The 21928-nt window shown below is 68.3% G+C and carries 20 protein-coding genes and 1 pseudogene; 14 read left to right on the forward strand and 7 right to left on the reverse strand.

The window, feature by feature from the left end; genetic code table 11:
* Positions 1-55 precede the first annotated feature (55 nt).
* A complete protein-coding gene (locus tag ABZV93_RS08475; RefSeq protein ID WP_354932406.1) occupies positions 56-763 on the reverse strand; it encodes a GntR family transcriptional regulator in 708 nt (235 codons plus the stop codon).
* A gap of 235 nt (positions 764-998) precedes the next feature.
* Between ABZV93_RS08475 and ABZV93_RS08480 the strand changes: the two genes are divergently transcribed.
* From ABZV93_RS08480 to ABZV93_RS08495, 4 genes are all read left to right on the forward strand, one after another.
* Positions 999-2720, forward strand: coding sequence for a glycoside hydrolase (locus ABZV93_RS08480; RefSeq protein WP_354932408.1), 1722 nt, complete (start codon positions 999-1001; stop codon positions 2718-2720).
* Positions 2721-2784: 64 nt separating this feature from the next.
* Positions 2785-3765 (forward strand): sugar ABC transporter permease, encoded by a 981-nt coding sequence (locus tag ABZV93_RS08485; protein WP_354932410.1) that lies wholly within the window; start codon positions 2785-2787, stop codon positions 3763-3765.
* The gene (locus ABZV93_RS08490; RefSeq protein ID WP_354932412.1) at positions 3762-4658 is read left to right on the forward strand and encodes a carbohydrate ABC transporter permease; all 897 of its coding nucleotides are present in this window, start codon (positions 3762-3764) and stop codon (positions 4656-4658) included. The genes ABZV93_RS08485 and ABZV93_RS08490 overlap by 4 nt, the downstream gene beginning before the upstream one ends.
* Positions 4659-4700: 42 nt before the next feature.
* Positions 4701-6155, forward strand: a complete 1455-nt coding sequence (locus ABZV93_RS08495) for an ABC transporter substrate-binding protein (RefSeq protein ID WP_354932414.1) — start codon at positions 4701-4703, stop codon at positions 6153-6155.
* Positions 6156-6168: 13 nt separating this feature from the next.
* On the opposite strand, the gene ABZV93_RS08500 is transcribed toward ABZV93_RS08495, so the two are convergent.
* The 4 genes from ABZV93_RS08500 to ABZV93_RS08515 form a co-directional block, all read right to left on the reverse strand.
* Positions 6169-6999, reverse strand: a complete 831-nt coding sequence (locus ABZV93_RS08500) for an alpha/beta hydrolase (protein ID WP_354932416.1) — start codon at positions 6997-6999, stop codon at positions 6169-6171.
* A 128-nt stretch (positions 7000-7127) separates the two neighbouring features.
* On the reverse strand, positions 7128-7292 hold the full coding sequence (locus ABZV93_RS08505; RefSeq protein ID WP_354932418.1) for an FAD-dependent oxidoreductase: 165 nt from the start codon (positions 7290-7292) through the stop codon (positions 7128-7130).
* A gap of 1 nt (position 7293) precedes the next feature.
* Positions 7294-8907 carry an FAD-dependent oxidoreductase gene (locus tag ABZV93_RS08510; protein WP_354932420.1) on the reverse strand — a complete coding sequence of 538 codons (1614 nt, stop codon included), beginning with the start codon at positions 8905-8907 and terminating at the stop codon, positions 7294-7296.
* On the reverse strand, positions 8900-10033 hold the full coding sequence (locus tag ABZV93_RS08515) for a LacI family DNA-binding transcriptional regulator (protein WP_354932422.1): 1134 nt from the start codon (positions 10031-10033) through the stop codon (positions 8900-8902). The genes ABZV93_RS08510 and ABZV93_RS08515 overlap by 8 nt, the downstream gene beginning before the upstream one ends.
* A 291-nt stretch (positions 10034-10324) precedes the next feature.
* Between ABZV93_RS08515 and ABZV93_RS08520 the strand changes: the two genes are divergently transcribed.
* The 6 genes from ABZV93_RS08520 to ABZV93_RS08545 all read left to right on the forward strand — a co-directional run bounded on the left by ABZV93_RS08520 (position 10325) and on the right by ABZV93_RS08545 (position 15800).
* Positions 10325-11287 (forward strand): D-isomer specific 2-hydroxyacid dehydrogenase family protein, encoded by a 963-nt coding sequence (locus tag ABZV93_RS08520; RefSeq protein ID WP_354932585.1) that lies wholly within the window; start codon positions 10325-10327, stop codon positions 11285-11287.
* On the forward strand, positions 11280-12320 hold the full coding sequence (vanA, locus tag ABZV93_RS08525; RefSeq protein ID WP_354932424.1) for a D-alanine--(R)-lactate ligase: 1041 nt from the start codon (positions 11280-11282) through the stop codon (positions 12318-12320). The genes ABZV93_RS08520 and vanA overlap by 8 nt, the downstream gene beginning before the upstream one ends.
* Positions 12317-12925, forward strand: a complete 609-nt coding sequence (vanX, locus tag ABZV93_RS08530) for a D-Ala-D-Ala dipeptidase VanX (RefSeq protein ID WP_354932426.1) — start codon at positions 12317-12319, stop codon at positions 12923-12925. Before vanA ends, vanX begins: the two co-directional genes overlap by 4 nt.
* 67 nt (positions 12926-12992) lie before the next feature.
* On the forward strand, positions 12993-13781 hold the full coding sequence (locus ABZV93_RS08535; protein WP_354932428.1) for a VOC family protein: 789 nt from the start codon (positions 12993-12995) through the stop codon (positions 13779-13781).
* Between the two features lie 104 nt (positions 13782-13885).
* Positions 13886-15295 (forward strand): cytochrome P450, encoded by a 1410-nt coding sequence (locus ABZV93_RS08540; protein WP_354932430.1) that lies wholly within the window; start codon positions 13886-13888, stop codon positions 15293-15295.
* Between the two features lie 52 nt (positions 15296-15347).
* Positions 15348-15800, forward strand: a complete 453-nt coding sequence (locus ABZV93_RS08545) for a hypothetical protein (protein WP_354932432.1) — start codon at positions 15348-15350, stop codon at positions 15798-15800.
* 172 nt (positions 15801-15972) lie between these two features.
* Here ABZV93_RS08545 and ABZV93_RS08550 read toward each other — a convergent pair whose 3' ends face one another.
* Positions 15973-17100 (reverse strand): nucleotidyltransferase domain-containing protein, encoded by a 1128-nt coding sequence (locus ABZV93_RS08550; protein WP_354932434.1) that lies wholly within the window; start codon positions 17098-17100, stop codon positions 15973-15975.
* Between the two features lie 121 nt (positions 17101-17221).
* On the opposite strand from ABZV93_RS08550, the gene ABZV93_RS08555 reads away from it, so the two are divergent.
* From ABZV93_RS08555 to ABZV93_RS08570, 4 genes and pseudogenes are all read left to right on the forward strand, one after another.
* Positions 17222-17722 (forward strand): DUF2975 domain-containing protein, encoded by a 501-nt coding sequence (locus ABZV93_RS08555; RefSeq protein ID WP_354932436.1) that lies wholly within the window; start codon positions 17222-17224, stop codon positions 17720-17722.
* Positions 17722-17940 (forward strand): helix-turn-helix transcriptional regulator, encoded by a 219-nt coding sequence (locus ABZV93_RS08560; RefSeq protein ID WP_354932438.1) that lies wholly within the window; start codon positions 17722-17724, stop codon positions 17938-17940. The genes ABZV93_RS08555 and ABZV93_RS08560 overlap by 1 nt, the downstream gene beginning before the upstream one ends.
* A 1-nt stretch (position 17941) precedes the next feature.
* A complete protein-coding gene (locus ABZV93_RS08565; RefSeq protein WP_354932440.1) occupies positions 17942-19075 on the forward strand; it encodes an NAD(P)/FAD-dependent oxidoreductase in 1134 nt (377 codons plus the stop codon).
* Between the two features lie 527 nt (positions 19076-19602).
* Positions 19603-20672: pseudogene (locus ABZV93_RS08570) on the forward strand (CoA transferase).
* A gap of 10 nt (positions 20673-20682) precedes the next feature.
* Here the strand turns inward: ABZV93_RS08570 and ABZV93_RS08575 are convergent.
* On the reverse strand, positions 20683-21807 hold the full coding sequence (locus ABZV93_RS08575; RefSeq protein ID WP_354932442.1) for a hypothetical protein: 1125 nt from the start codon (positions 21805-21807) through the stop codon (positions 20683-20685).
* Positions 21808-21928 lie beyond the last annotated feature (121 nt).

The following is a 21928-nucleotide window of genomic DNA, read 5'->3' on the forward strand; positions in this document are numbered from 1 at the left end:
GCAAACGTCCGGGCCCGCCTGCTCCCGCCGGAGCGGGCGGGCCGGCGTCCACGGCTCAGCCGGGACGGTTCTCCGTCGCGGCGGGGTCACGGTCTGGCAGGTTGAGCCGTTTCAGTCGCTCGTACGCCCCACTGATGTGTTTGTCGATCGCGTCCTGCGCGGCCTGCGGGTCGCCGAGCGCGAGGGCGTTCCGAAGCTCCAGGTGCTCAACGTGCCCTACATCGAGAAAGTCCGGAAAGCTGGCGTTGCGGGCGCGGAGGAAGACCGTCACCTGTCCGCGGATGGATGCCCACACCCGCTGTACCCGGCTGTGCCCGCAGTACGCGTAGATGATGTCGTGAAACCGAATGTCGAGCTGGGCGGCGTCCTCGGGATCGGGCGTGGTGTGCACCTTCTTCATCTGCTCGAGCACGGCGTCCATCTCCGCAAAGCCCTCGCCCCGCATCCGGGTGCAAGCTCGACTTGCGGCCAGCCGTTCGATGGCGCCGCGAAGAGTGTGCACCTCCTCGATGTCGGCCTTGGTCAGCGTGCTCACGAACGCGCCCCGGTGGCGGCGGAGTTCGACGTGTCCCTCCTCTTCCAGACGCGCGAACGCCTGCCGGATCGGGCCACGGCTCACCTGGAGGGCGTCGGCCAGCTGGGACTCCTTGAGGTGCTCGCCGGGCTGGAACCGTCCCGTGGTGATCATCTCGCGGAGTACGTCGGTCACGAGGTCCCCGAGCGCGCGCTGCGACGGCAGCGGCGAGACGATGCCCTCGGGCATCAGGAGGCCACCTCCTCCAGGCCGGCGTGGCGGGCAGGTGTCCGGGCGGACGTGCCCGCGCAGCGTTTCTGAGCCGGCGTTCCGGCAGAACCACTCCGCTGGCACTGTCGCAGATCGGACAGGGATTGTAAACAATTTGTCATTGACACCTTTTGGATCACCGGGAGACACTCGTGGCCAATCTCGCGTCATGGTCCGGAAGTGCCTCCCCACCAAGAAGTGAGGCTCCAGGGTTATGAGCACCGATACGTCCGCTCACGTCAGCAGGGTCCGGCTCGGGCCCTTTCCGCCCGCGGCTCCCAGCGATCCCGACGCACCGCACGTGCTGGCAGCGCGTGTCGACGTGGACGCCTCCGCCGTCTCGGGGCCGCTCACCAGGGTCTGGGAGAGCATCGGATACGACGAGATCAACTGGACCTACACCCCGACCGGCAAACGCCTGCTGCGTAAGTTCGGGGAGTTCTCCGGTGGCGGCTACCACGTGCGCCCGCACTACGTCTTCTGCTCGGGCAGCGGGTTCGGCATCCCGCACTGGGGTTCGGGCAACGTCTACCACGAGGACGACGACGGGAAGCCGTACTACGACTTCACCATCGTCGACCAGGCATACGACGCGATCGTCGGCGCGGGGCACCACGTGCTCGTCGAACTCGGCTTCACCCCGCGCGACCTGGTGCCGCCCGAGGCGGCCGAGCTGACCGTCACCCCGAGCCCGACCGTCTACACCTCCTACGAGGCCGGCACCTGGGGTTACCCACCCCGCGACTACGACAAGTGGGGCGGCCTGGTCGAGGCGCTCGTACGCCACTGCCTGGAGCGGTATGGCGAGGCGGAGGTGCTCACCTGGCTGTGGGAACTGTGGAACGAACCCGACATCAACTACTGGCGGGGCACCCCGGAGCAGTTCAACGAGCTCTACACCGTGACTGCACGGGCCGTTCGCAACGTGCTCCCGAACGCCAAGGTCGGCGGCCCGACCGTTACCAGCGGCGGACTCGAGTTCCTCAAGGGCTTCCTGGACTACACCTCCAGCCGCGACGAGCCGCTGGACTTCGTTTCCTACCACACCAAGGGATGTCGCTTCCCGACCCGGGAGTACCGCCCGGTCGACAGCCAGCCGACCGAACGGCTGAACCCGTCGTCGACGAAGATGCTGTACGACCTGCGCGAGTTCAACCGGGCCATCGCCACGTACGAGCCCTACCGCAACCTTCCGGCGATCGTGGACGAGTGCGACGCAGCCGTCCCGGCACACTTCGGCCGCTACGACAACCGCAACTACGAGTTCCAGAACACCGAGTACTACCCGGTCTTCCAGGTCAAGCTGATGAAGAAGATCCTGGACCTGAACGCGAACGAGACCGTGCAGGTGCAGCGGGCGACCTCGTGGAGCTTCTACTTCGAGGGGGAGCGGTTCTTCGAGGGCACGCGATCGTTCCTCACCGCCGGAGGGATCGAGAAGCCGTTCCTGAACGCGTACCGCATGCTGTCACTGCTCGGCGACGAGCGGGTCGAGGCGACCTCCGACGCGGCCTGGAACGTCCGTGCGCTGGACGACACCGATGGCTCCAGCATGCCCGAGGAGGTCGACGTCCTCGCCTCGCGCGATGACAACGGCACCTTGACGGCGCTGGTGTGGCGGCACATCGACGACCAGTACCACACGAGCGAGCAGGAGACGGCCGTCAATCTGACCTTGCGCAACCTCCCGGCGCGGAAGTATCGGCTACGCCACTACCGGGTGGATGCCGAGCACAGCAACGCGCACACCGTGTGGAGGTCGCTCGGGTCGCCGCAGGACCCGACCGACAAGGAGCTTGCCGAAATCACCGCGAGACAGGGGCTTGAGGAGTTCGAGCCAGCCCGCACGGTCGAGGCCCATTCGAGCAGTGTCACGTTCGGCATCTCCCTTCCGTTGCCTGCGGTGTCGCTGCTGATCCTGGAGCCCACCGACTGAACGCGAGACCTTCTCGCTGAGCCGGATTCGTTCGACGAGCGACGACCATGAGCGGGCGTGGCCAATGACGACCAGATCCATACCGTTCACGCGGCGGGAGGCGAAGCGGGCGGCGCGCGCCCCGACAGCGCAGGTGCGCGCGCCCTCCGGCCGGGACCCGAAACGGACCTTCTGGATCTGGATCTTCCTGCTTCCCACGGTGGTTCTCTACGGCGTCTACACGCTCTACCCGATCGTCGCGAGCTACTGGTACTCGCTGGTGGAGTGGAACGGGTTCGACGCCGACCAGCGGTTCGTCGGAGTCGCGAACTACCAGCAGGTGCTCGAGGACCCGTTCTTCCTGAACTCGTTCAAGGTCACGTTGCTGTTCATGGTCCTGGTGGTGCCGGCCCGGGTGCTGCTCAGCCTGCTGCTGGCCATCGTCCTGAACTCACCCAGGCTTCCGCTGGTCGGCGTGCTGAGGTCAGCGTTCTTCATCCCCGTGGTCACCACCACGGCGATCATCGGCGTGGTGATGCGGTTCGTTCTCGACCCGGCCACCGGCCCCGTCAACAGCGTCTTGCAGGCGTTCGGAGTGAACGGCATCGACCTCCTCGGTGGTCAGAACACCGCACTGCCCACGGCGGCAGTGCTCTACATCTGGAAGTTCTTCGGCGTCACGATGATCTACTGGCTGGCCGCGCTGCAGACGATCCCGCACGAGATCTACGAGGCGGCCCGGATCGACGGGGCGAGCGCCCGGCAGATCTTCCGGCACATCACGCTGCCGCTGCTGAAGCCGTTCCTGATCATCATCACCGTGCTTACCGTCGAGGAGACGTTTCACAACTTCGACCTGATGTACACACTGACTGGTGGCGGACCCTACTTCCACACCGAGATCATCGAGATCTACATCTACCGCTGGGCCTTCGCCGCCTCGATTCCCCAACTGGGGCACGCGTCCGCGGCCGCGGTGCTGTTCGGGCTGCTGGTCGCGGTCGTGGGCGCGATCCAGTTGTGGGGCGTCCACACCGCCCGCCGGATGAGGAGGTCGACACCATGACTCATCAGACCACGGTCGGCGTCCGGCACGGCTCGCAGTCGCAGCGGACGCTGCGGGCAGGAAGGGTCGCGCGGCGCCTGCCGTGGTGGATCGCGGCGGCCTTCCTGGTCGGCACCGCACTGTTGTGGGTGTTCCCGTTCGTCTGGATGGTGTCCGCGTCCCTCAAGGACAACATGGAGATGTTCGCCGGCGGACTCGACCTCTTTCCCAAGCACCTCGTCTGGTCCAACTACACCCGGGCCTGGAACGACGCGCACTTCGGCCGTTACCTGGTCAACACCGTGGTCATCACCGTCGTCACCGTCGCGATCGTCACCATCCGATGTGCGACCTGCGGGTACGTGCTGGCGCGCTTCCGCTTCAGGGGATCGCGCATCTTCATGGGTGTGCTGGTGGCGACGCTGTTCGTCCCGACCGGTTACACGATCATTCCGATCGTCAGGATCTCCATGCAGCTGGGTCTGATCGACTCGCTGGCCGGGATGATCCTCGCTCTCAGCGGTGGGGCATACGTCTCGGCGATCCTCATCTACTACGGCTACTTCCGGAAGATCCCGCGCGAGCTCGAGGAGGCGGCGGTCGTCGACGGTGCGGGGTTCGTCCGCACCTTCTTCTCGGTGATGCTTCCGCTGGCGATGCCGGTCACCGCGACCGTCGCCGTGCTGACGTTCATCACGACCTGGAACTCCTTCTTCCTTCCGTTGGTGTTCTCGTTCAGCCGGCCGGAGCTTCGCACCGTCAGCGTGGGCATGCAGGCCTTCGTCGGCGAGACCGCGACCGACTGGTCCGGGATGGCCGCGGCCGGGGTGATCTCGATCCTGCCCGTGGTCGCACTCTTCTGCTTCCTGCAGCGCTACTTCGTGGATGGCATCTCAGGTGCTGTGAAGTCCTGACCCGCACGACCGGCCGGTGAACACAAAGGAGTGGCATCCATCATGACTCGACTCACGCGCCGCGGCTTCCTCACCACTTCGGCACTGGCCGCTGCCGGGCTGGCCGCCGGCTGTGGAGGATCGGGGAAGACCGGCGGCTCGGGCGGTGGCTCCGGCGGTTCGTCGGACGGCGGCGCCGGGACGCTGGACTGGGCGGACCACTTCAGCTCGTTCGAGAAACTCAACGACGACTGGGCGGCGAAGCGGTCCTCGGCCCTGGGAACCAGCGTCAAGCACACCTACTACGACGCGTCCAAGGCAGGGCAGGCGTTCCAGCTGGCCCACCAGGCGAAGAAGATGCCGGACGTCTACTCCAACGTCGTCGGGCTCCCACTGGCCGCGCTCGTCGCCGGCAACTGGGTGCGCGAGCTGAAGCTGCCGGCGGACGTACTGGCGAAGATCCCGAAGAACAGCCTGACCGACGGGATCACCAGTCTGGACAAGAAGTTGTACGGCTTCCCGCTGTTCAGCTTCCGGCAGAGCTCGACCCTGGTGTGGATGAACAAGGACCATCTCACCAAGGCCGGGCTCGACCCGGATACTCCGCCCACCGACTACGACGGATTCAAGGACGCCTGCCGCAAGCTCGCGTCGGCGGGGGTCAAGCCGATGACGCTGGCGCTGGGCGCCGACGGCGGGCGCATCCGGGACCAGGTGGACGACTTGGCGCAGGCGGCCGGCTTCCCCGGCTACCAGGGGCTGAAGTTCACCACCGGCGAGTACGCCTACCACGACGACGCCTACATCACGGTCGTGGAGTTCCTCAAGGAGTTGTACGACTCGAAGTACATGCTGCCGGGCACCAACAACCTCAGCGTGGTGGACGCACGGACGCGGTACGCCGCCGGAGCGGTGGGCATCTTCGTCGACGGCATCTGGTGCGCCGGTGGGTCGAAGGCGCTCGTCCCGACGTTCGTGGACAAGATCGCCTTCGGTCCGATCCTGACGCCGACGTCCGATGCAAGGCCGTGGACCTACCGCGGTCGGCCCGGCGCCACCTGGTTCGTCTCGCCGGACAGCCGCGACCCCGAGAAGGCCACCAAGCTGATCGCGTCGTTGATGTCGGAGGAGTACCAGAAGGGCATGATCGCGGCGATGGACCAGCCGCCGCTGGACCTCGACCTGGTCGCCAACTCCGACGCGATCGGTGCGTACAAGAAGGCCGTCAGCTTCTGCAAGGGCCACGTGTTCCTGATGCCACAGGCGATCGTGAAGAACCCCGAGATCGCCAAGGTGGACGCCCAGCGCAAGCCGATCACCCCGCACGTCGGCAACATCGTCCAGGGATACCTCGGTGGCTCGATCAAGAACCTCCGCAGCGAGCTGAAGAAGCTGAGTGACGCCAGCGAGGCCGACCGGCAACAGGCCATGACGAAGGCGAAGTCGTCCGGGGCGAACGTGTCCGAGGACGACTACGTCTTCGCCGACTGGAAGCCGGGCGCCGACTACAGTGCCTGACGCTCGGCTGGGATCAGTCGGCGATCCGGGCCAGCACCGCCTCGGCGACCGCGTCCGGCGCCTCGTCCGGGATCCAGTGCGTCACGCCGTTCAGGGTCACGAACCGGTAGTCGCCGGTGACGTGGGCGGCGCACGACTCGGCGGCGGTCCGGCCGATCGCGACGTCTCCGTCGCTCCAGACGAACGTGGTCGGCACGGTGACCGGGCCCGCGACATCGTTGAGAGACATCGCGCGGTACCAGTTCAGGGCCGCGGTCAGCGCGCCCGGCTCGCGCATCGGCGCGACGTACGATTCGACCCGCTCCGCAGCGACGTCGGCGAACACCCCACGCAGCGCCGCCGCGTCGTCGCCGAGCAACACCTGCTCGGCCTTGCCCGGCTGCCGGAACAGCTCGATGTAGGACGAGCGTTCACGCTGGTCCGCATCGGTCGCGAGGGCCTGTGCGAACGCCGCCGGGTGCGGCACCGACACGGCCGTAAGGGTGCGTACCCGGTCGGGCTGCCCGGCGGCCAGCTGCCAGGCGACCATCGCACCCCAGTCGTGGCCGACGACGTGCGCGACGTCGACGCCCAGCGCATCCAGCACCGCCACCGCGTCGGCGACGCACTCGGCCATCCGGTAGTCCTCGACCGCGGCGGGCCGGGCGCCGGGGGAGTAGCCCCGCTGGTTGAGCGCGTAGGTGCGCAGCCCGGCGGCGTGCAGCGACGGGACCACCTGGTCCCACTCGCCGGCGTGCTGCGGGAAGCCGTGCAGCAGCAGGACTGCCGGACCGTGCTCCGGACCGCCGGCCGCCACGTCGAAGGTGAGTCCACGGGCGTCGATCGGCGTCAGGTCGAGGGCCATGGCACATCACCCTACTCACGGCGGCCCACCTGGCACTGCGCCGCGAGCAGCCCTCTCCATGAAGCGCCAGGTCGTCAGTACCAGCCCGCAGACGGCCAGCAGCCAGGTGTAGGGGAGAGTCCGCAGCATCACCCCCCGCCCAGAAAGCCGCGCTGGTCGACCAGACGGGTGCGGGCCCCCAGCCTGGCGGCGGCGACGGCTGCCGCGATCCCGGCCGGGCCGCCGCCGCGACCAGAACGTCTTCCTGCTCCGACAGTGGGATCGCGCGTGTAGGTGAGCGTGTGGTCGGTCATGTCAATACCCCCTCACGTCGGGCCAACGGCGTTCGACTCCGGCCCGGTCGAGGACCTGAGCGAACTCCGCGAAGCGGGACTCCTCGCCCTGCACCTGATGCGGCTCGGTTCCGGTGTCGAGGCAGTGCGCCGCCAACCGGGCGGCGACCTCGCCGATGTTCCACTCCACCGGGTGCAGCCGGAACGAGCCGTTGCTGATGTGGGTGGTCCCGAGGTTCTTCGCAGCCGGCAACAGGTTGCGCACTCTCCTGGGAATCATCGCTCCGAGCGGGATCTCGAACGGCACGCTCTCCAGGTCGATGTAGGTGTCCCCGCCGGTGCTCGGGTGCAGATCGAGGTGGTAGCTGCCGATGCCGACCGAGTCCGCGTGGGAGACCCGGCCGTAAGGCCCGAGCACGTCGAGCGATACGTCGTTCTCGGTGACCGTGGTGACGGCACGGATGCGCCGGGACTCCCGGATGTACGGCGCCTTCGCCAGCCCGTCGGCCGATCCCGTGACGTCGCCGCGCAACCGCAGACCCGGCCAGCCGGTCCCGCCGTCCGGCCGCGGTGCCTCGGTCTGCAGCCAGTACAGCAACGAGAAGCTGAGCTGCCGGGCAGCTGTCAGGCTGGCGTTGACAGTGTTCTCGTCGACGTCTACGACGTTGCCCAGCCAGAAGTCGTTCATCGGCCAGTTGACCAGGGTGATGTCGGAGTCGAAGCTGCCCGGCTCGTGCAGTCCGCGGGCGAGGATGCGCCGGAACACCCACAGGTCGAGGTCGCCGCCATCCTTGCTCTGGTCGGCGGTGATGTCCAGCGGATCCTCGTCCGGGTTGGGCGCGAAGGTGCGGGGGACCGGCTCGAGCGTCCGCGGGTGCGGTGCCAACAGCCCGAGCAGTGGGCCGGGCCAGAAGGCAGGGCGGTAGTCACGCCAGAACGAGTACGTCTCCGGCCGGTCGATGGTGTGGTCCTCCCCGGCTCGGTGATCGATCGCGAAGCAGAACGTGAATCCCTGCTGGTTTCCCGGCGCGGCTTCGGCCGGTGCGTGCGGTTCGTCGTACTCGTCTCGTGACTCCGCGCCGGTGACGTACTCCGTCTTCGTCAACGCCAGCAGGTCGCCGCACTCGGTGGCGTCGATGACGTACGGCGCGGATGCGGTGATGTGCCGGCCCGTACGCCGGTCCAGCAACTCGACCGCGCGGACGTGATCGCCGTCGGTCTCAGCAGCCACCGGCACCGTCTCGAGCAGCACCGTGAGGCGGCCGGCGGAGCGGTGCGGCGCGAGCATGGCCTCCAGGGCCGCGAGCGCGACCCGGGGCTCGTGGCAGAGCTTGCTGACCCGCCCCGCGCCGGGATTCAACCGGGGATCCGCGGCGGCGCGGGCGCGGAGCGGATAGTGCCGGCGGTAGTAGCCACGGATGCCCTCACGGAGCTCGCGGTACGTCGCGGTCGCCCCGAACTGCTCGATCCAGGGGTTCTCGTCCGGCGGGACCGCCTGGCTGGTCAGCTGCCCACCGATCCAGTCCGTCTCCTCGGTGAGGACGACCCGTCGTCCGGCGCGGGAGGCCGCGAGCGCGGCAGCCACACCGCCCAGGCCGCCGCCGACGACGAGCACGTCCGTGTTCAGCTCAGGCATCTTGTCCTCTTCTGTGGTTGGCTCTGTTCTTGGTGCCGGTCCTGGTTCTGGTCTGCGGACTGGCGTGGGCGGCTGGCAGAGGGCCCGCGGTCTCGCCGGGAACGAACTCGCACTCCATCAGCGTTTGCCTGCGCTCCGGCGGGACGCTCGCTCCGGTGAGCAGGTCGATGAGCAGGTCGGCCGCGGCCCGTCCCATCTCACGGCGGGGTACGGCAAACCCGGTGACGGCCGGCTCGTCCACTGGCGGTACGACGTACTCGCCGAGCAGGGCCAGGGAGACGTCGGAGGGGTAGCGCAGGCCCGCGCCCGCGATGGCTCGGGTGAGTGCCCGCGCCGCCGCGCTCACGTCGGTGGTCTCCGCGACGAACGCGGTGACACCTGCCTCGAGCTGCCGCCGGACCCACGCCGGGGTGAGGTCGCTTCCGTCGCTTCGGACGAATGCCGGAGCATGTTCAGTCAGGCCGACGTTCGCCAAGCCGAGCTTGACGCCCTTCTCGCGGTCGTCGGAGGCGAGCGCGTCGTCCGGCTCGCGGACGTAGAGAATCCGCTCGTGCCCGAGCGCGGCGAGGTGTTCGACGACCTGCCTGGACGCGTCGGTGTAGTCCGCGCCGACGAAGGGCAGCCGGGCTCCGAGCTCGTCGCGGCGGCCGATGTAGACCAGCGGATAGTCGTCGTCGAGCAGCCTGGCGATCTCGGCGACCGGGACCGTCCGCCCGAAGAGGATGCAGCCGTCCGCGAGGCGAAGCCGGTGGACCGCGTCGGCGCGCGCCGGGTGGTCGCCGCTGGGCGCTGCGCCGGTGAACAGGACGAGGTCGTAGCCCCGCGCGGCGGCCTGCTGTTCCACTCCCGCGAGGAATGGGTAGTAGGAGTTCTCGATGTCGACGGGGAAGGCCGCACTGAAGGTGTGTACGCCGAGCAGGAAGTTCTGCCTGCGGGCCAGCCGCATCGCGATCGGGTCGGCGACGTAGCCAAGCTCCCGCGCAGCCTCGTGGACCCGGCTGACGGTCTCCGCCGCGAGGCCGACCGCGCCGGGTTTCCCGTTCAGCACAAGGGAAACGGTGGCCTGGGAGACCCCGGCTACCCTGGCGATGTCGCGCTGCCGGGGCCGCGGCTGGCGGCTCGTCATCGCAGCATCGCGAACTCCTCGGTCCGGAACGCTCGCCACGGCGCGTTCTGGTCCTGGTCACCCGCTGGGGTCGAGGTCGTCCCGGTCGTCACAACGATCACTGTCCTCGTGGCCTAATACGAATTAGGTCGAACCCTTCCTACGTTCCCTTCATGGCGGACGGATTGTCAACTCAGGCCCATGGCCGGACGTGGCCAACGGCTCCGCGTCCGCGCCGGCCGCTGCCACATATCCGCGGCGTATCGAAAACCGGATACGGGCCGGCAACGCCAGGCAGCCTTGACTTGTGGGATGAGGGGAATCACGATCTATGGATGCGGCCATGACGAGGCCGCGCTGTTCCGGTCGCTGGCGCCGCGGTTCGGCGTGCGGCCGACCATCACCGAGGCAGGGGTGTCCGAAGTCAACGTCGAGTTGGCATCCGGAAACCGATGCGTCAGCATCGGCCACAGGTCTCAGGTGACGAATCCCGCCCTTCTCGCGCTCAGCCGGGTCGGCGTGAAGTACATCTCCACAAGGAGCATCGGCTACAACCATCTCGACGTGGAGTACGCGAGCAGCCTCGGCATCGCTGTGGAGAATGTCGCCTACTCACCCGACAGCGTGGCCGACTACACGCTCATGCTGATGCTGATGGTGATACGCCACGCGAAGTCCACCATCCGCCGGGTGGACGCGCGCGACTACCGCCTGGGCGACGTACGCGGGAAGGAGCTGCGCGACCTGACGGTCGGCGTGGTCGGGACAGGGCGCATCGGCCGGGCGGTCATGGACAGGCTGAGTGGCTTCGGCTGCCGGGTGCTGGCCCACGACAGCCAGCCCGTGAGCGACGCAGAGTACGTCCCTCTCGACCACCTGTTGCGGCGCAGTGACATCGTCACGCTCCACACACCGCTCACCCCGGACACCCATCACCTTCTGGACGCTCGGCGCCTCGCGAAGCTCAAGCCCGGTGCGTTCGTCATCAACACCGGACGCGGATCGCTTCTGCAGACCGAGGCGCTGCTCTCGGCGCTGGAGAAGGGTGAACTGGGCGGCGCGGCGCTGGACGTTCTCGAAGGGGAAGAGGGAGTCTTCTACGCCGACTGCCGGGACAAGCCCATCCAAGGCCTGCCGCTGTCGCGCCTGCAGCAACTGCCGAACGTGCTCGTCAGCCCACACATCGCGTACTACACCGACCACGCCCTGAGCGACACCGTGGAGAACAGTCTCGCCAACTGCCTGAGCTTCGAAAGCGGGGAACGTCATGAATAGGTTGAGGATCGGCATCATCTTCGGGGGAACGTCGGAGGAGCATCCCATCTCCGTCAAGTCCGCACGGGAGATCGCGAGGAACCTCGATCCGAGGAAGTACGAGCCGTTCTGGATCGGGATCACGACGGGCGGCACATGGAGACTTTGTGACGGGCCCGACGCGGGCTGGGAGGACGACGGCTCGCACCCGGCGATGCTGTCACCGGACAGAAGCGTGCACGGCCTGCTCGTCCTGAAGCACAGGCGCTACACGGCCATCAGGCTGGATGTCGTACTCCCCGTTCTGCACGGCAGGTCAGGTGAGGACGGTGCGATGCAGGGTCTGCTGGAGCTGTCCGGCATCCCCTACGTCGGTTGCGATGTCCAGAGCTCGGCCGTGTGCATGGACAAGTCCCTTGCCTACACCGTGGCCGGCAGTGCGGGGATCGCGACGCCGAACTTCTGGACCGTCACAACGAACGACAAGCCTGACCCCGAGCAGTTCACCTACCCCGTCTTCGTGAAGCCGGCGCGTTCGGGATCGTCGTTCGGCGTCAGCAAGGCGACGTGCGCAGAGGAACTGCCGGGTGCGGTGGAGACCGCGAGGCGGTACGACTCGAAGGTGCTGATCGAGGAGGCGGTCACCGGCAGCGAGGTCGGCTGCGCCGTACTGGGTGACGACCTGGAGTTGGTGACCGGCGAGCCGGATCGCATCGCCCTGTCCCACGGCTTCTTCAGGATCCATCAGGAGAGACGGCCCGAGAGCGGCTCGGAGAACTCGACTCCGATCGTCCCCGCTGACATTCCGGCCGAGTCGCGCCGGGCCGTACAGGAGACGGCAAGGGAGATCTACCGCAGGCTGGGATGCCGCGGGCTGGCCCGCGTGGACATGTTCCTGAAGGACGACGGAACGGTCGTCCTCAACGAGGTCAACACCTTCCCCGGCATGACGTCCTACAGCCGTTACCCAAGAATGATGGCGGCCGCCGGCCTGCCGCTCGCCGAGGTGATCGACCGGATCGTGTCGTTTGCGCTGCCCGGGAGGATCCGGTGAGGGACGACTTCGTCTTCGTCGACGAGTGCGTTCCCGGAATTCGCTGGGATGCGAAGTACGCCACCTGGGACAACTTCACCGGCAAGCCCGTGGACGGATACCTGGCGAACCGCATCGTCGGCACGAAGGCGTTGTGCGCCGCCCTGGAGAGAGCACAGGGCAGGGCCGCGTCCCTCGGCTTCGGCCTGCTCCTGTGGGACGGCTATCGGCCCCAGCGTGCGGTCGACTGCTTCGTACGCTGGTCGAACCAGCGGGAGGACGGCCGGACGAAGCTGCGGCACTATCCGAACATCGCCCGGGCCGAGATGTTCGAAAAGGGATATGTGGCCGCCAAATCCGGTCACAGCCGTGGCAGTACCGTCGACCTGACGCTCTACCACCTGGCCACCGGCGAGCTTGCCTCCATGGGCGGTGGCCATGACCTGATGGATCCGATCTCACACCTCGGTGCACGCGGGATCACACCGGCCGAAGCCAAGCACCGGCAGTACCTCTGCTCGGTCATGGAGGACAGTGGCTTCGCCAGGTACGACTGCGAGTGGTGGCACTACACGCTGAGGGAGGAGCCCTACCCGGACACGTACTTCGACTTCCCCATCGCATGAAGCAGGTATCGGCGAGTCCGGGGTCATCCCGGCTCGCTGCCACACCGGCCGGGGTAGCGTCGTCGGCATGGAGACGGTCGCGGAGTCCGCGGTGGGTACGCCCCACCTGTCACTGACCCCCTACGTCGAGCGCTACTCCGGCTACCGCTACCTCGGCTTCGCGCCCGGAATCCACCGCGGCCTGCCGTCGGGCTCCCTCACGTTCATCGTGTCCGTCGGCCCGGCGATCGACGTCGCCGTCCACACCGATCCCACGCGTGCGCCCAGGTCGTACCGCGCGGTGCTCTCGGGACTCCAGGCCACCTCGGCGCTGATCTCCCACAGCGGCGATCAGGAGGGTGTGGCCATCCACCTCACCGCCGACGGCTGCCGGGCTCTGTTCGGCCTTCCGGCGGGCGGGTTGTGGGACACGTCGCTGGAGCTGAACGAGGTGGTGGGTCGTACCGGCGACGAGTTGTGGGAGCGGATGCAGTACGCCGCCACCTGGGACGAGCGGTTCGCGGCGTGCGACGCGGTGCTGCGCCGGCTGGTGATCGACAACCCGCTCTCCGCCGAGTTGCGCCGGGCGTGGCGGCTGATCGTCGCCTCCGGCGGCACGTGGCCGTGGCCGACCTGGCGGGCGAGGTCGGCTGGAGCCGGCAGCACCTGGCCCGGAGGTTCGCCGTCGAGTTCGGGTCCCGGAACCGACCTGGTGTACGTCGTGTGCGAGGACCCCGACGCGCTGTTCGCCCGTGCCACCGCCGCCGGCGCCGAGGTGGTGGCGGGCCTGAAGGACGAGGGCTACGGCAACCGCGGGGTCTCCGTTCGCGACCTCGAGGGGAACCTCTGGAGCTTCGGCACCTACGCCGGCGAGTAGCCACTGAGCCGAACCCGACGGTGTTGTCCACTCCGTACGCCGGCCGGATACTGGGCGGCAGCAAGGTGTCCCAGTAATTCACCGGACCACCTCACGGGGGACGTATGACTGCCGTACTCGCACCGTCCGCAGCTGGGCTCCCTGTGATCGGGTCGCTGCTCGACCTGCAACGAAACTCGTTGAATGCCTTCTCGCGGGCACGGCGGGAGCATGGCGACGTCGTACGTTTCGTGGCGGGACCGCCCGGGCTCAGGGTCGAGTTCTACGGAGTGTTCTCCGCCGAGGGGGCCCAGCAGGTCCTGGCCGCCGATTCGGCGAACTTCCGCAAGGACAACAAGTTCTACCTCGAGGTCCGGGATTCGGTCGGCGACGGCCTGCTCACCAGTCAGGACGCGGACTACCTCCGCCAGCGCCGGCTTGTCCAGCCGTTGTTCACCCGTCGCCGGGTCGATTCCTACGCCGCGACCATGTGTGACGAGGTGTCCACTGCCATCGAGCGTTGGCGCGACGCACCGAGCCGGACCGTCGACCTGCTGACGGAATCGACCGGCCTGACCCTGCGGATCGTCTCCCGCATCCTCTTCGGCGCTGACGTGGAGGTCGCCGTCGACGTCGTACGACGGTGCTTCCCGGTGGTCGCCGACTACACCCGGCAGCGTGGGTTCGCCCCCGCGACCCTTCCACGACACTGGCCGACGCCCGGCAACCGGCGGGCCGCCGCGGCGCAACGCGAACTGCACGCCGTGTGCGACAAGATCATCGCGCGGAACCGCCGCCAGCCGCCTGCTCGAGGCGATCACGCCGACGGTCAGTCGAGTGGCGCTCACACCGGTGGGCACGAGGACGGGATGGCCGACCTCCTCGGCCTGTTGGCGAACGCGACCGACGCCGACGGCGACCGGCTCTCCGCCAGTGAGATCCGCGACCAGGTGCTCGTCTTCCTCCTTGCCGGCCACGAGACCACGGCCACGTCGGTGGCATTCGCACTTCACCTTCTCGCGCGTCACCCGGATGCACAGCGCACTGCCCGGGAGGAAGTGGACCGCGTGCTGGGGACGCACCGGCCCGGTGCGGACGACGTCGACGTGCTTCCGTACGTCACGAAGGTCGTCAAGGAAGCCATGCGGCTCTACCCGGCGGCGCCGGCCATCGGCCGACGGGCGGTCGAGGACACCGAGGTCGACGGCTACCGCGTTCCGGGAGACGCGAACGTGTTCGTCAGCCCCTGGGTCACCCACCGCCACCCTGCCTATTGGGACGATCCCGAGCGCTTCGACCCCGAGCGCTTCACACCGGAGGCGGAGGCGGCCCGGCCGAGGTACGCGTGGTTCCCGTTCGGCGGTGGCCCGCGCGCCTGTATCGGGCAGCGCTTCTCGATGCTGGAGTCCGTCCTGGCCGTGGCGGTCGTTCTACAGGCGTACGAACTCACCGCGATCGACACCGACGTGCCGCTCGCGTTGGGGATCACGCTCCGGGCGAACGGTCCGCTCCGCTGTCGCGTCACCGCCAGGTAGGGCACGCGCGCCGCCGACGTTTTCACCCGGGGTCACGGGGTAGCGGCTCCTCATGACTTCGCTGCCCGAACGGCACGGCACCGCCAAGCATCCCGACCGGCCGGTCGCTCGTCGCCGCCCGGACGGTGTGAGTGACGCGACCGTCGCCGCGGTCGGAAAGCTGTCCGAGGCGCTCGAGGTCGTCGAGCATGCGCGCGGCGTGCTGTATGAGTTCCATCGGCTGTGCGGCACCGCGGACCTCACCTTGCAGGATGCGGTCGCCGAGCTGCGTGAGGCGGGCCATCCAGAACTTGCCGAGGAGATCGAGGACTGCCTGGTGGGACGCGATGTCGTCGACGGTGGATGGAGCTTTCAACTCGTGGAGGCGTACGACGACAACTACTGGAGTGTGTTCCGCGACGTCGAACGCGCCGCCCGGGAACGCGCCGGCGACCTGCCGCGGCACCTGTTCGAGGCCGAGATGAAACACCGCGAACAAGGAGGTACGGGCGACGACGTTTCGTGAGGGGACCGGGTCACTCCTCCTTCGGTGACAGAAGACATCGATTGTGGGTGGCGACGCGATGACCCTGCCGATGTTGTCGAGCCAGTGCTGGGCTGTGAACAAGGGCTTCCGCCCGTGCGGGGTCCGATGACAGCCGGTGGAGAGACGCGGGGGAGGGGCTGCTGTCGACGGCTCAGGTCACCTGCCGCGAGGTGATGCTGTCGCGGAGTTGAGCGGCCGCTTCCAACGCGGCAGTGATCTCTGCCCGGTCTGCGGGTAGCCGCAGCCCCCGGCGCCAGTGTTCGAACAACGCGGGCTCGGTGCGAAGGGCCTCATGGAACTCCGCGACCGTCGGCACCTGTGACGAGTCGTTCAGCCGGAGGTTGAGGACCTTGCCGAGGTTCATCCGGATGGGCACCTTCAGCAATCCGTCGAGGTAGGACGCCAGGTCGGCGGCACGCCCGGCACCGCGCATGGCCGCCACCTTGTGGGCGACCTCCTCGTACGTTTCGTCCGCATAGGTGAACGCCGCCCACGCCACGTGCTCCGGCGCCAGTTCACGTACGAGCTCCGGGTCGGCCATCCATCCCCGCAACGCTTCGGCCAGCATGCCGAAAGCCTCCGCTCCGTACGCCGCGGACTCGAGGTCGACGTCGAGACCGAGGCCCCGCCGCAGTGGCTCGTAAAGGTGCCCGCGTCCCGTCGTCTCCAGCGCGCGCCGGGCGTTGGCCAGGAAGTGGGTGGCGGAGGTACGCAGCGCGCAGGTCTCGATGAGCGCCACGGCGACGTTCTCCAGCGCGAGGCGCGCATGCAACGTCGCGAGGGTGAGGTCGTCGTCGGCGAGCGCGTGGTGAGCACCGTCGGAGTGGGTGCGGCTCGCGTCATACCAGGGTCTGGCTCTCCGGGCGCACGTGTCCGGGTCCTGGAAGGTGGCGGTGACTCGGGCGCGCAGATCGGCGAACCAGCCGTCGGTGTCGACAAGGACCAGCGAGTGGGCGACGCGGGCGTGCCAGTTGCCTTCGGCGACAGCGTTCTCGAAACGTTCGGCAGAGATCCGGTCGATGTCGACGAACACCGGCGACATCGCTGGTTCCGGGGTGGTGCGGCCAAGGACGTCTGCCACCCGAACCCGGGTCACCACGCGGTAGTCCGCGGGGCGGTCCAGGCACAGCATGAGGTCGATGTCGCTGGCTTCGTCGGCATCGCCCCACGCGACCGAGCCGAACACGAACGCGGCCCGCACGTCATCGTCGGGGAGCTTCGCCACCAACTTGTGGGAGACCTCGGCCATCCGCAGGCTGATGGTCGTGTCGTCGTTCACCGGTACCAGCTCCCCTTTGTCGCGACCGAAGATCACGCCAGCTTAGGAGTGCACGCCGAATCAGTTGCTGCGCCTATCGAAAAACGATAGATTTCCATCGACGGTCGATCGGGGAGGCTTGATGGGAAAGCTGACGGTGCTCGCGCTGCGGGCGGTGCTCGTTGCGTTGTTCGCGGGTTCGCTGGTCGTGCAGGCGGTGATGGTCCCGCTGCTGGCCGTCGATCTGCGGGACCCGGACGTCGAGCTCGTCGCGTACCAGCGCACGTCCCTCATCGTGATCCTCGTCCTGGGGTTCGTCGCGGTCGAGGTGGTCCTGGTCTGTGTCTGGCAGCTGGTCAGGATGGTCGGACGCGGGACCGTCTTCTCCTACGGCGCCTTCCGGTACGTCCACGTCGTGATCGCCGCGATCGTGGCGGCGGCCGTTCTGCTGCTTGCGCTGGCGGTCGTCCTGGCACCGGGGGAGGCCGTTCCGCCGGGCATGGTTCTGCTGATCTGCGGCGCTGCCGTGGCGGTCCTCGGGGTCGCACTCGTCGTGGTCGTACTCCGGATGCTGCTCGCCCAGGCCGTCGCCCGCGACGTCGAGGCGGCGCAGTTGCGGTCGGAGCTGGACGAGGTGATCTGATGCCGATCGTCGTCGACATCGACGTGATGCTGGCCAAGCGGAAGATGTCCGTGGGCGAACTCGCGGAACGCGTCGGAATCACTCCTGCAAACCTGGCGGTCCTCAAGAACGGCCGGGCCAAGGCGGTCCGCTTCACCACCCTCGAAGCCCTGTGCGAGGTGCTCGAGTGCCAGCCGGGAGACCTGCTGCGGTGGCAGAACAACGGCAGGGCGGACTGACGTGGACACCGTCGACGTGCTGGTCGTCGGCGCGGGACTGGCCGGGCTGCGGACCGCAACTCTGCTTGCTCGGCAGGGACATGAGGTTCTCCTCGCCGAACGGCGACCCGGTCTCGCCGGTGCGATTCGTACCACCGGGATATTCGTCCGCAGGACTCTCGACGACTTTCCCCTGCCTGCCGAGTGTCTGGGGCCACCGATCAGGCGGGTGGTGCTCTACCCGCCCGGGCTGCGGAGGCCGGTGTCGCTGGAGAGCACCCGGGACGAGTACCGCGTCGGCGACATGGCGCCCATCTACGTGAAGGCTGCTGCTGCCGCGACCGATGCCGGCGTACGCGTCCTGCTGGGTACGCGATATGCCGGCCGGCAAGGCCAGGTTTACAGCCTGGTCGGGCGGACAGGGCCGAGCCAGGTACGAGCGCGGTTCGTCGTGGGGGCTGACGGGGCGAGATCGCGAGTCGGTCGCGACCTCGGCCTCGACCGCAACCTCACCTTGCTGGTCGGGGCCGAGGAGGTGTACGAGATCCCGCGCGGCGACGAGCCGCCGACCTTCCACTGCGTACTCGATCCCTCGCTGGCTCCCGGCTACCTGGCCTGGGTCGTGAACGACGGCCGGCACGCCCACGTCGGTACGGCTGGTTACGCCAGCCGCTTTCCCGAAGGTCTTCGCCGGGCGCTCGAACGGTTCGCCTCCTCAGCGCCCGGGCTGGAGGGTGTGCAGCGCCCTGATGGTCCCGATGCGGTCGAACGACGAGGAGGGCCCATCCCGGTCGGCGGCCTGCTGCGCCGGATCAGTTGCGCCGACGGGTTGCTCGTCGGGGACGCCGCCGGCGCGGTCTCGCCACTCACCGCGGGCGGCCTCGACCCGTGCCTGCGACTGTCGGAGCTCGCGGCCGCGGTTCTCGACGAGTCGCTGTGTTCCGGGCGGTCGGAGGCGCTGGCGCACTTCGACGGCGCTGTGCTCCGTGCGCGGTTCCGCGGGCGGCTCGCGATGCGGTGGGGACTGGACAGGGTTCGTACGCCTGCCGTCGCGAAGGCGGCATTCGCGGTGCTGCGTACGCCACTCGGGCAGGCGTCGGCGCGGCGGATCCTCTTCGGCGACAGGTCCTTCCCTGCCGGACACATCGGCTCATGACGGTATGAGACGGCCACCGAGACGATTGCAGGGACTCATGACGAGCAGGCCCTGACCTGTGCCCGTTCGCCGCCGGCGACTTCCAGGAGTGAGGCTCGAAGGAGGCAGCCGGCTACGGGAGGAAACCCTTCCTGGCGTACGAGCAAGGAGCTTCGGTCATGACGGGAATGGACGCGCGCAGCCTTGGACGCGGCGAGCTGGGACCTCTGGAGAACCTCATCGACCAGCTGGGGCTGGCCGCGCGGTTCACCGGAGACGCGACCGTCTTCGGGTCAGATCCGGTCATCCGCTCACCGCACCGCCTCGCTGAGGCGTCCTGCACCGCGCACCTGCTCATCGGTGCCGCGGGCGCCGCGATCTGGGAGGCTCGCGGCGGTTCACCCCTCAACATCTCCATGGACGTCCTTCACGGGTTGCACCACCTGCATCCGACCCACTTCGTCGAGCAGTCCGGCTACTCCAGCAATGTCGGCGCCGAGTTCGTTCAGGTCAATGGTGTCTTCGCGACCAACGACGGCGGTTACGTGATGCTCGAGGCGGGTCCGCCGTACCAGAAACTGCTCAACGGATACCTCAACTTCTTCGACTGCGGCAACAACAGGGACTCCTTCGCCCGCGAGGTCGCGAAGTGGAATGCCGAGGATCTCGAAGAGGCGTTGTCGTACGCAGGACTGCCGGCGGCCCGTGCGTTCACGCGAGACGAATGGCGCGCCCACCCCCAGGGCAGGGCACTCGCAGCGACGCGGCCGATCGAGATCGTGAAGATCGCCGACGGCGACCCGGTTCCGTTCCGGGACCACGGACGCTCGCCGTTGGACGGCGTCCGAGTGCTCGACTTCACGCACGTGCTCGCCGGCCCGCGTAGCGCCCGTACGCTCGCCGAATACGGAGCCGAGGTGCTGCACATCAGCTCGCCGTGGTTCGCCGACAACCTTGCCCAGCACCTCGGTGTCGACGCAGGGAAGTACGACGCCTTCCTCGACCTGCGGTTCGAGAAGGACATGGCGACCATGCGGAGACTCGCCGCCACCGCCGACGTCTTCGCGTCCACGTACCGCCCGGCGGTGAACGAGCGGTTCGGCCTGCTGCCCGAAGCGCTCGCCGGTGCCAACGAACGCGGCATCGTCTACATGTCAGCCGACGCTTACGGACACTCCGGTCCGTGGAAGGACCGGCCCGGGTTCGACCAGAACGGGCAGGTGGCGTCCGGGTTCGCCCTGGAGGAGGGCCGAGGTGGCCCCCGAGGTTCTCCCCGGTCTTCTACGTGGCCGACCTGATCACCGGATACTTCGCGGCCGCCGGAATGATGGCGGCGCTGCTGCGGCGTGCCGTCGAAGGTGGCTCGTACCAGGTGAAGCTCTCCCTGACCCGCAGCGTCATGTGGGTCCAGGACCTCGGTCTGCTCGACGTCGCCACCCAGGGCGACATACCCGAAAGCGATTCCTACCCGGCGGAGACGATGGAGATCAACACCGCGTACGGCGCGGTGACCTTGCTGACTCCGCCGCTCACGTTCACCAACCTGACCCTGCCGACCACCGACCGGCTCGTACCATACGGCTCGGACCCGGCGTCGTGGCCGTCCGAGGCGGCTTGAGGGACTCGATCTAGCCCAGCACCTCCCGGATCTGTTCCCCTGTGTCCTGCGGGTTACCTGCCTGCCAGTCGATGGCGACCAGCGTCCGTCCGTCGGCGTCGATGTCGAGGGCGTCCTCCGCGGCGGCGCGCGCAATGCGCAGGCGCGCTGCGTCCGTACGCCACCTCCGGCTTCCCCCACTGCTGACCGCGAACAGCATGCGTGCGGACAGCGCGTCGCCGTACGGGGAGGGCACGTCGACCCACTCTCCGCGCCACGGTTCGCCGAGTCCCGGCACCGGGCCCGGTGCCGTTTCGAGGTAGTGCCGTTCGACCTCACCGGTGAAGCGTTCCAGCAGGATTCCCCGAAGGCCGGCCTCGCCCGCTCGTACGGCAACCTCCTTCGACAGGCTCGGCGACCCTTCGAAGAGCTCGGCAGGATGGGCGGTCAGCGCCCGTCTCAGCTCGGCCGTCCGGCGGGGGGACGGCGACGCCGGGGTCGCCGCCGGGGTCGGCGCCGGGAAGCTGAAGAGGTCGACCGTCGTGGCCTTGGGCTGGGCCCACGTCCAGGCCATGCAGAGCTGGTCCGTTCGCTGTGCACGGGACCAGGTGAGGAGCTCGCCCAGCCGCCTGCGCTCGAGAGCCGCGACCAGGGCCCGTTGGGGCTCGCGAGCGTCCCGACCATGACACTCGCCCGCGACCACCCGTTCCGGAAGAGCGAACCGGAACTCGGGGCGGACTCGCCGTCCTCCGCCGGCGTAGATGTGCGCAAGGTCCGCCGGAAGCGCGTCGAGATGCGCGACGCCGCTCACCGGCCCGTGGACCTTCTCCACGGCCGCGGTCAGGGCACCCAGCGCGACCACCTCCGTGGTGAACCGGCGGATGTGGGACGAGCTGTCGGCGAAGGCCGCATGTCTGGTGAGCGGCTCACCCACGCGGTCACGGTCGAACAGGCTGAGGACGAGCGCGAGCTCTCGGGTCACCAGGCGCATCAGCTTGTGCCCGCCGTAGGGGACGGCAAGGGCGTTGCTCCGGATGGTCGCCGCGAGCGACACCTCCAGGAAATCCTCGGCCCGGAGGGTGATGTCGTCGGCACGAATCGAACGCGCCTTGGGTCGTGGGACGACGTCGAACTGCCGGAAGCGAACCTGTCCCATCGCACCCCCAGGTCCCGGGCCCGCGCGCGAGCACACCGGCCTCTCCCACCACGATGAGCGCGCGACGGGCTTTGATCAACAGTTTGGATCGAACAAATTTTCGATGGCCGGGATTGGTAGC

This window comes from Actinopolymorpha sp. NPDC004070, assembly GCF_040610475.1.
GTDB lineage: Bacteria > Actinomycetota > Actinomycetes > Propionibacteriales > Actinopolymorphaceae > Actinopolymorpha.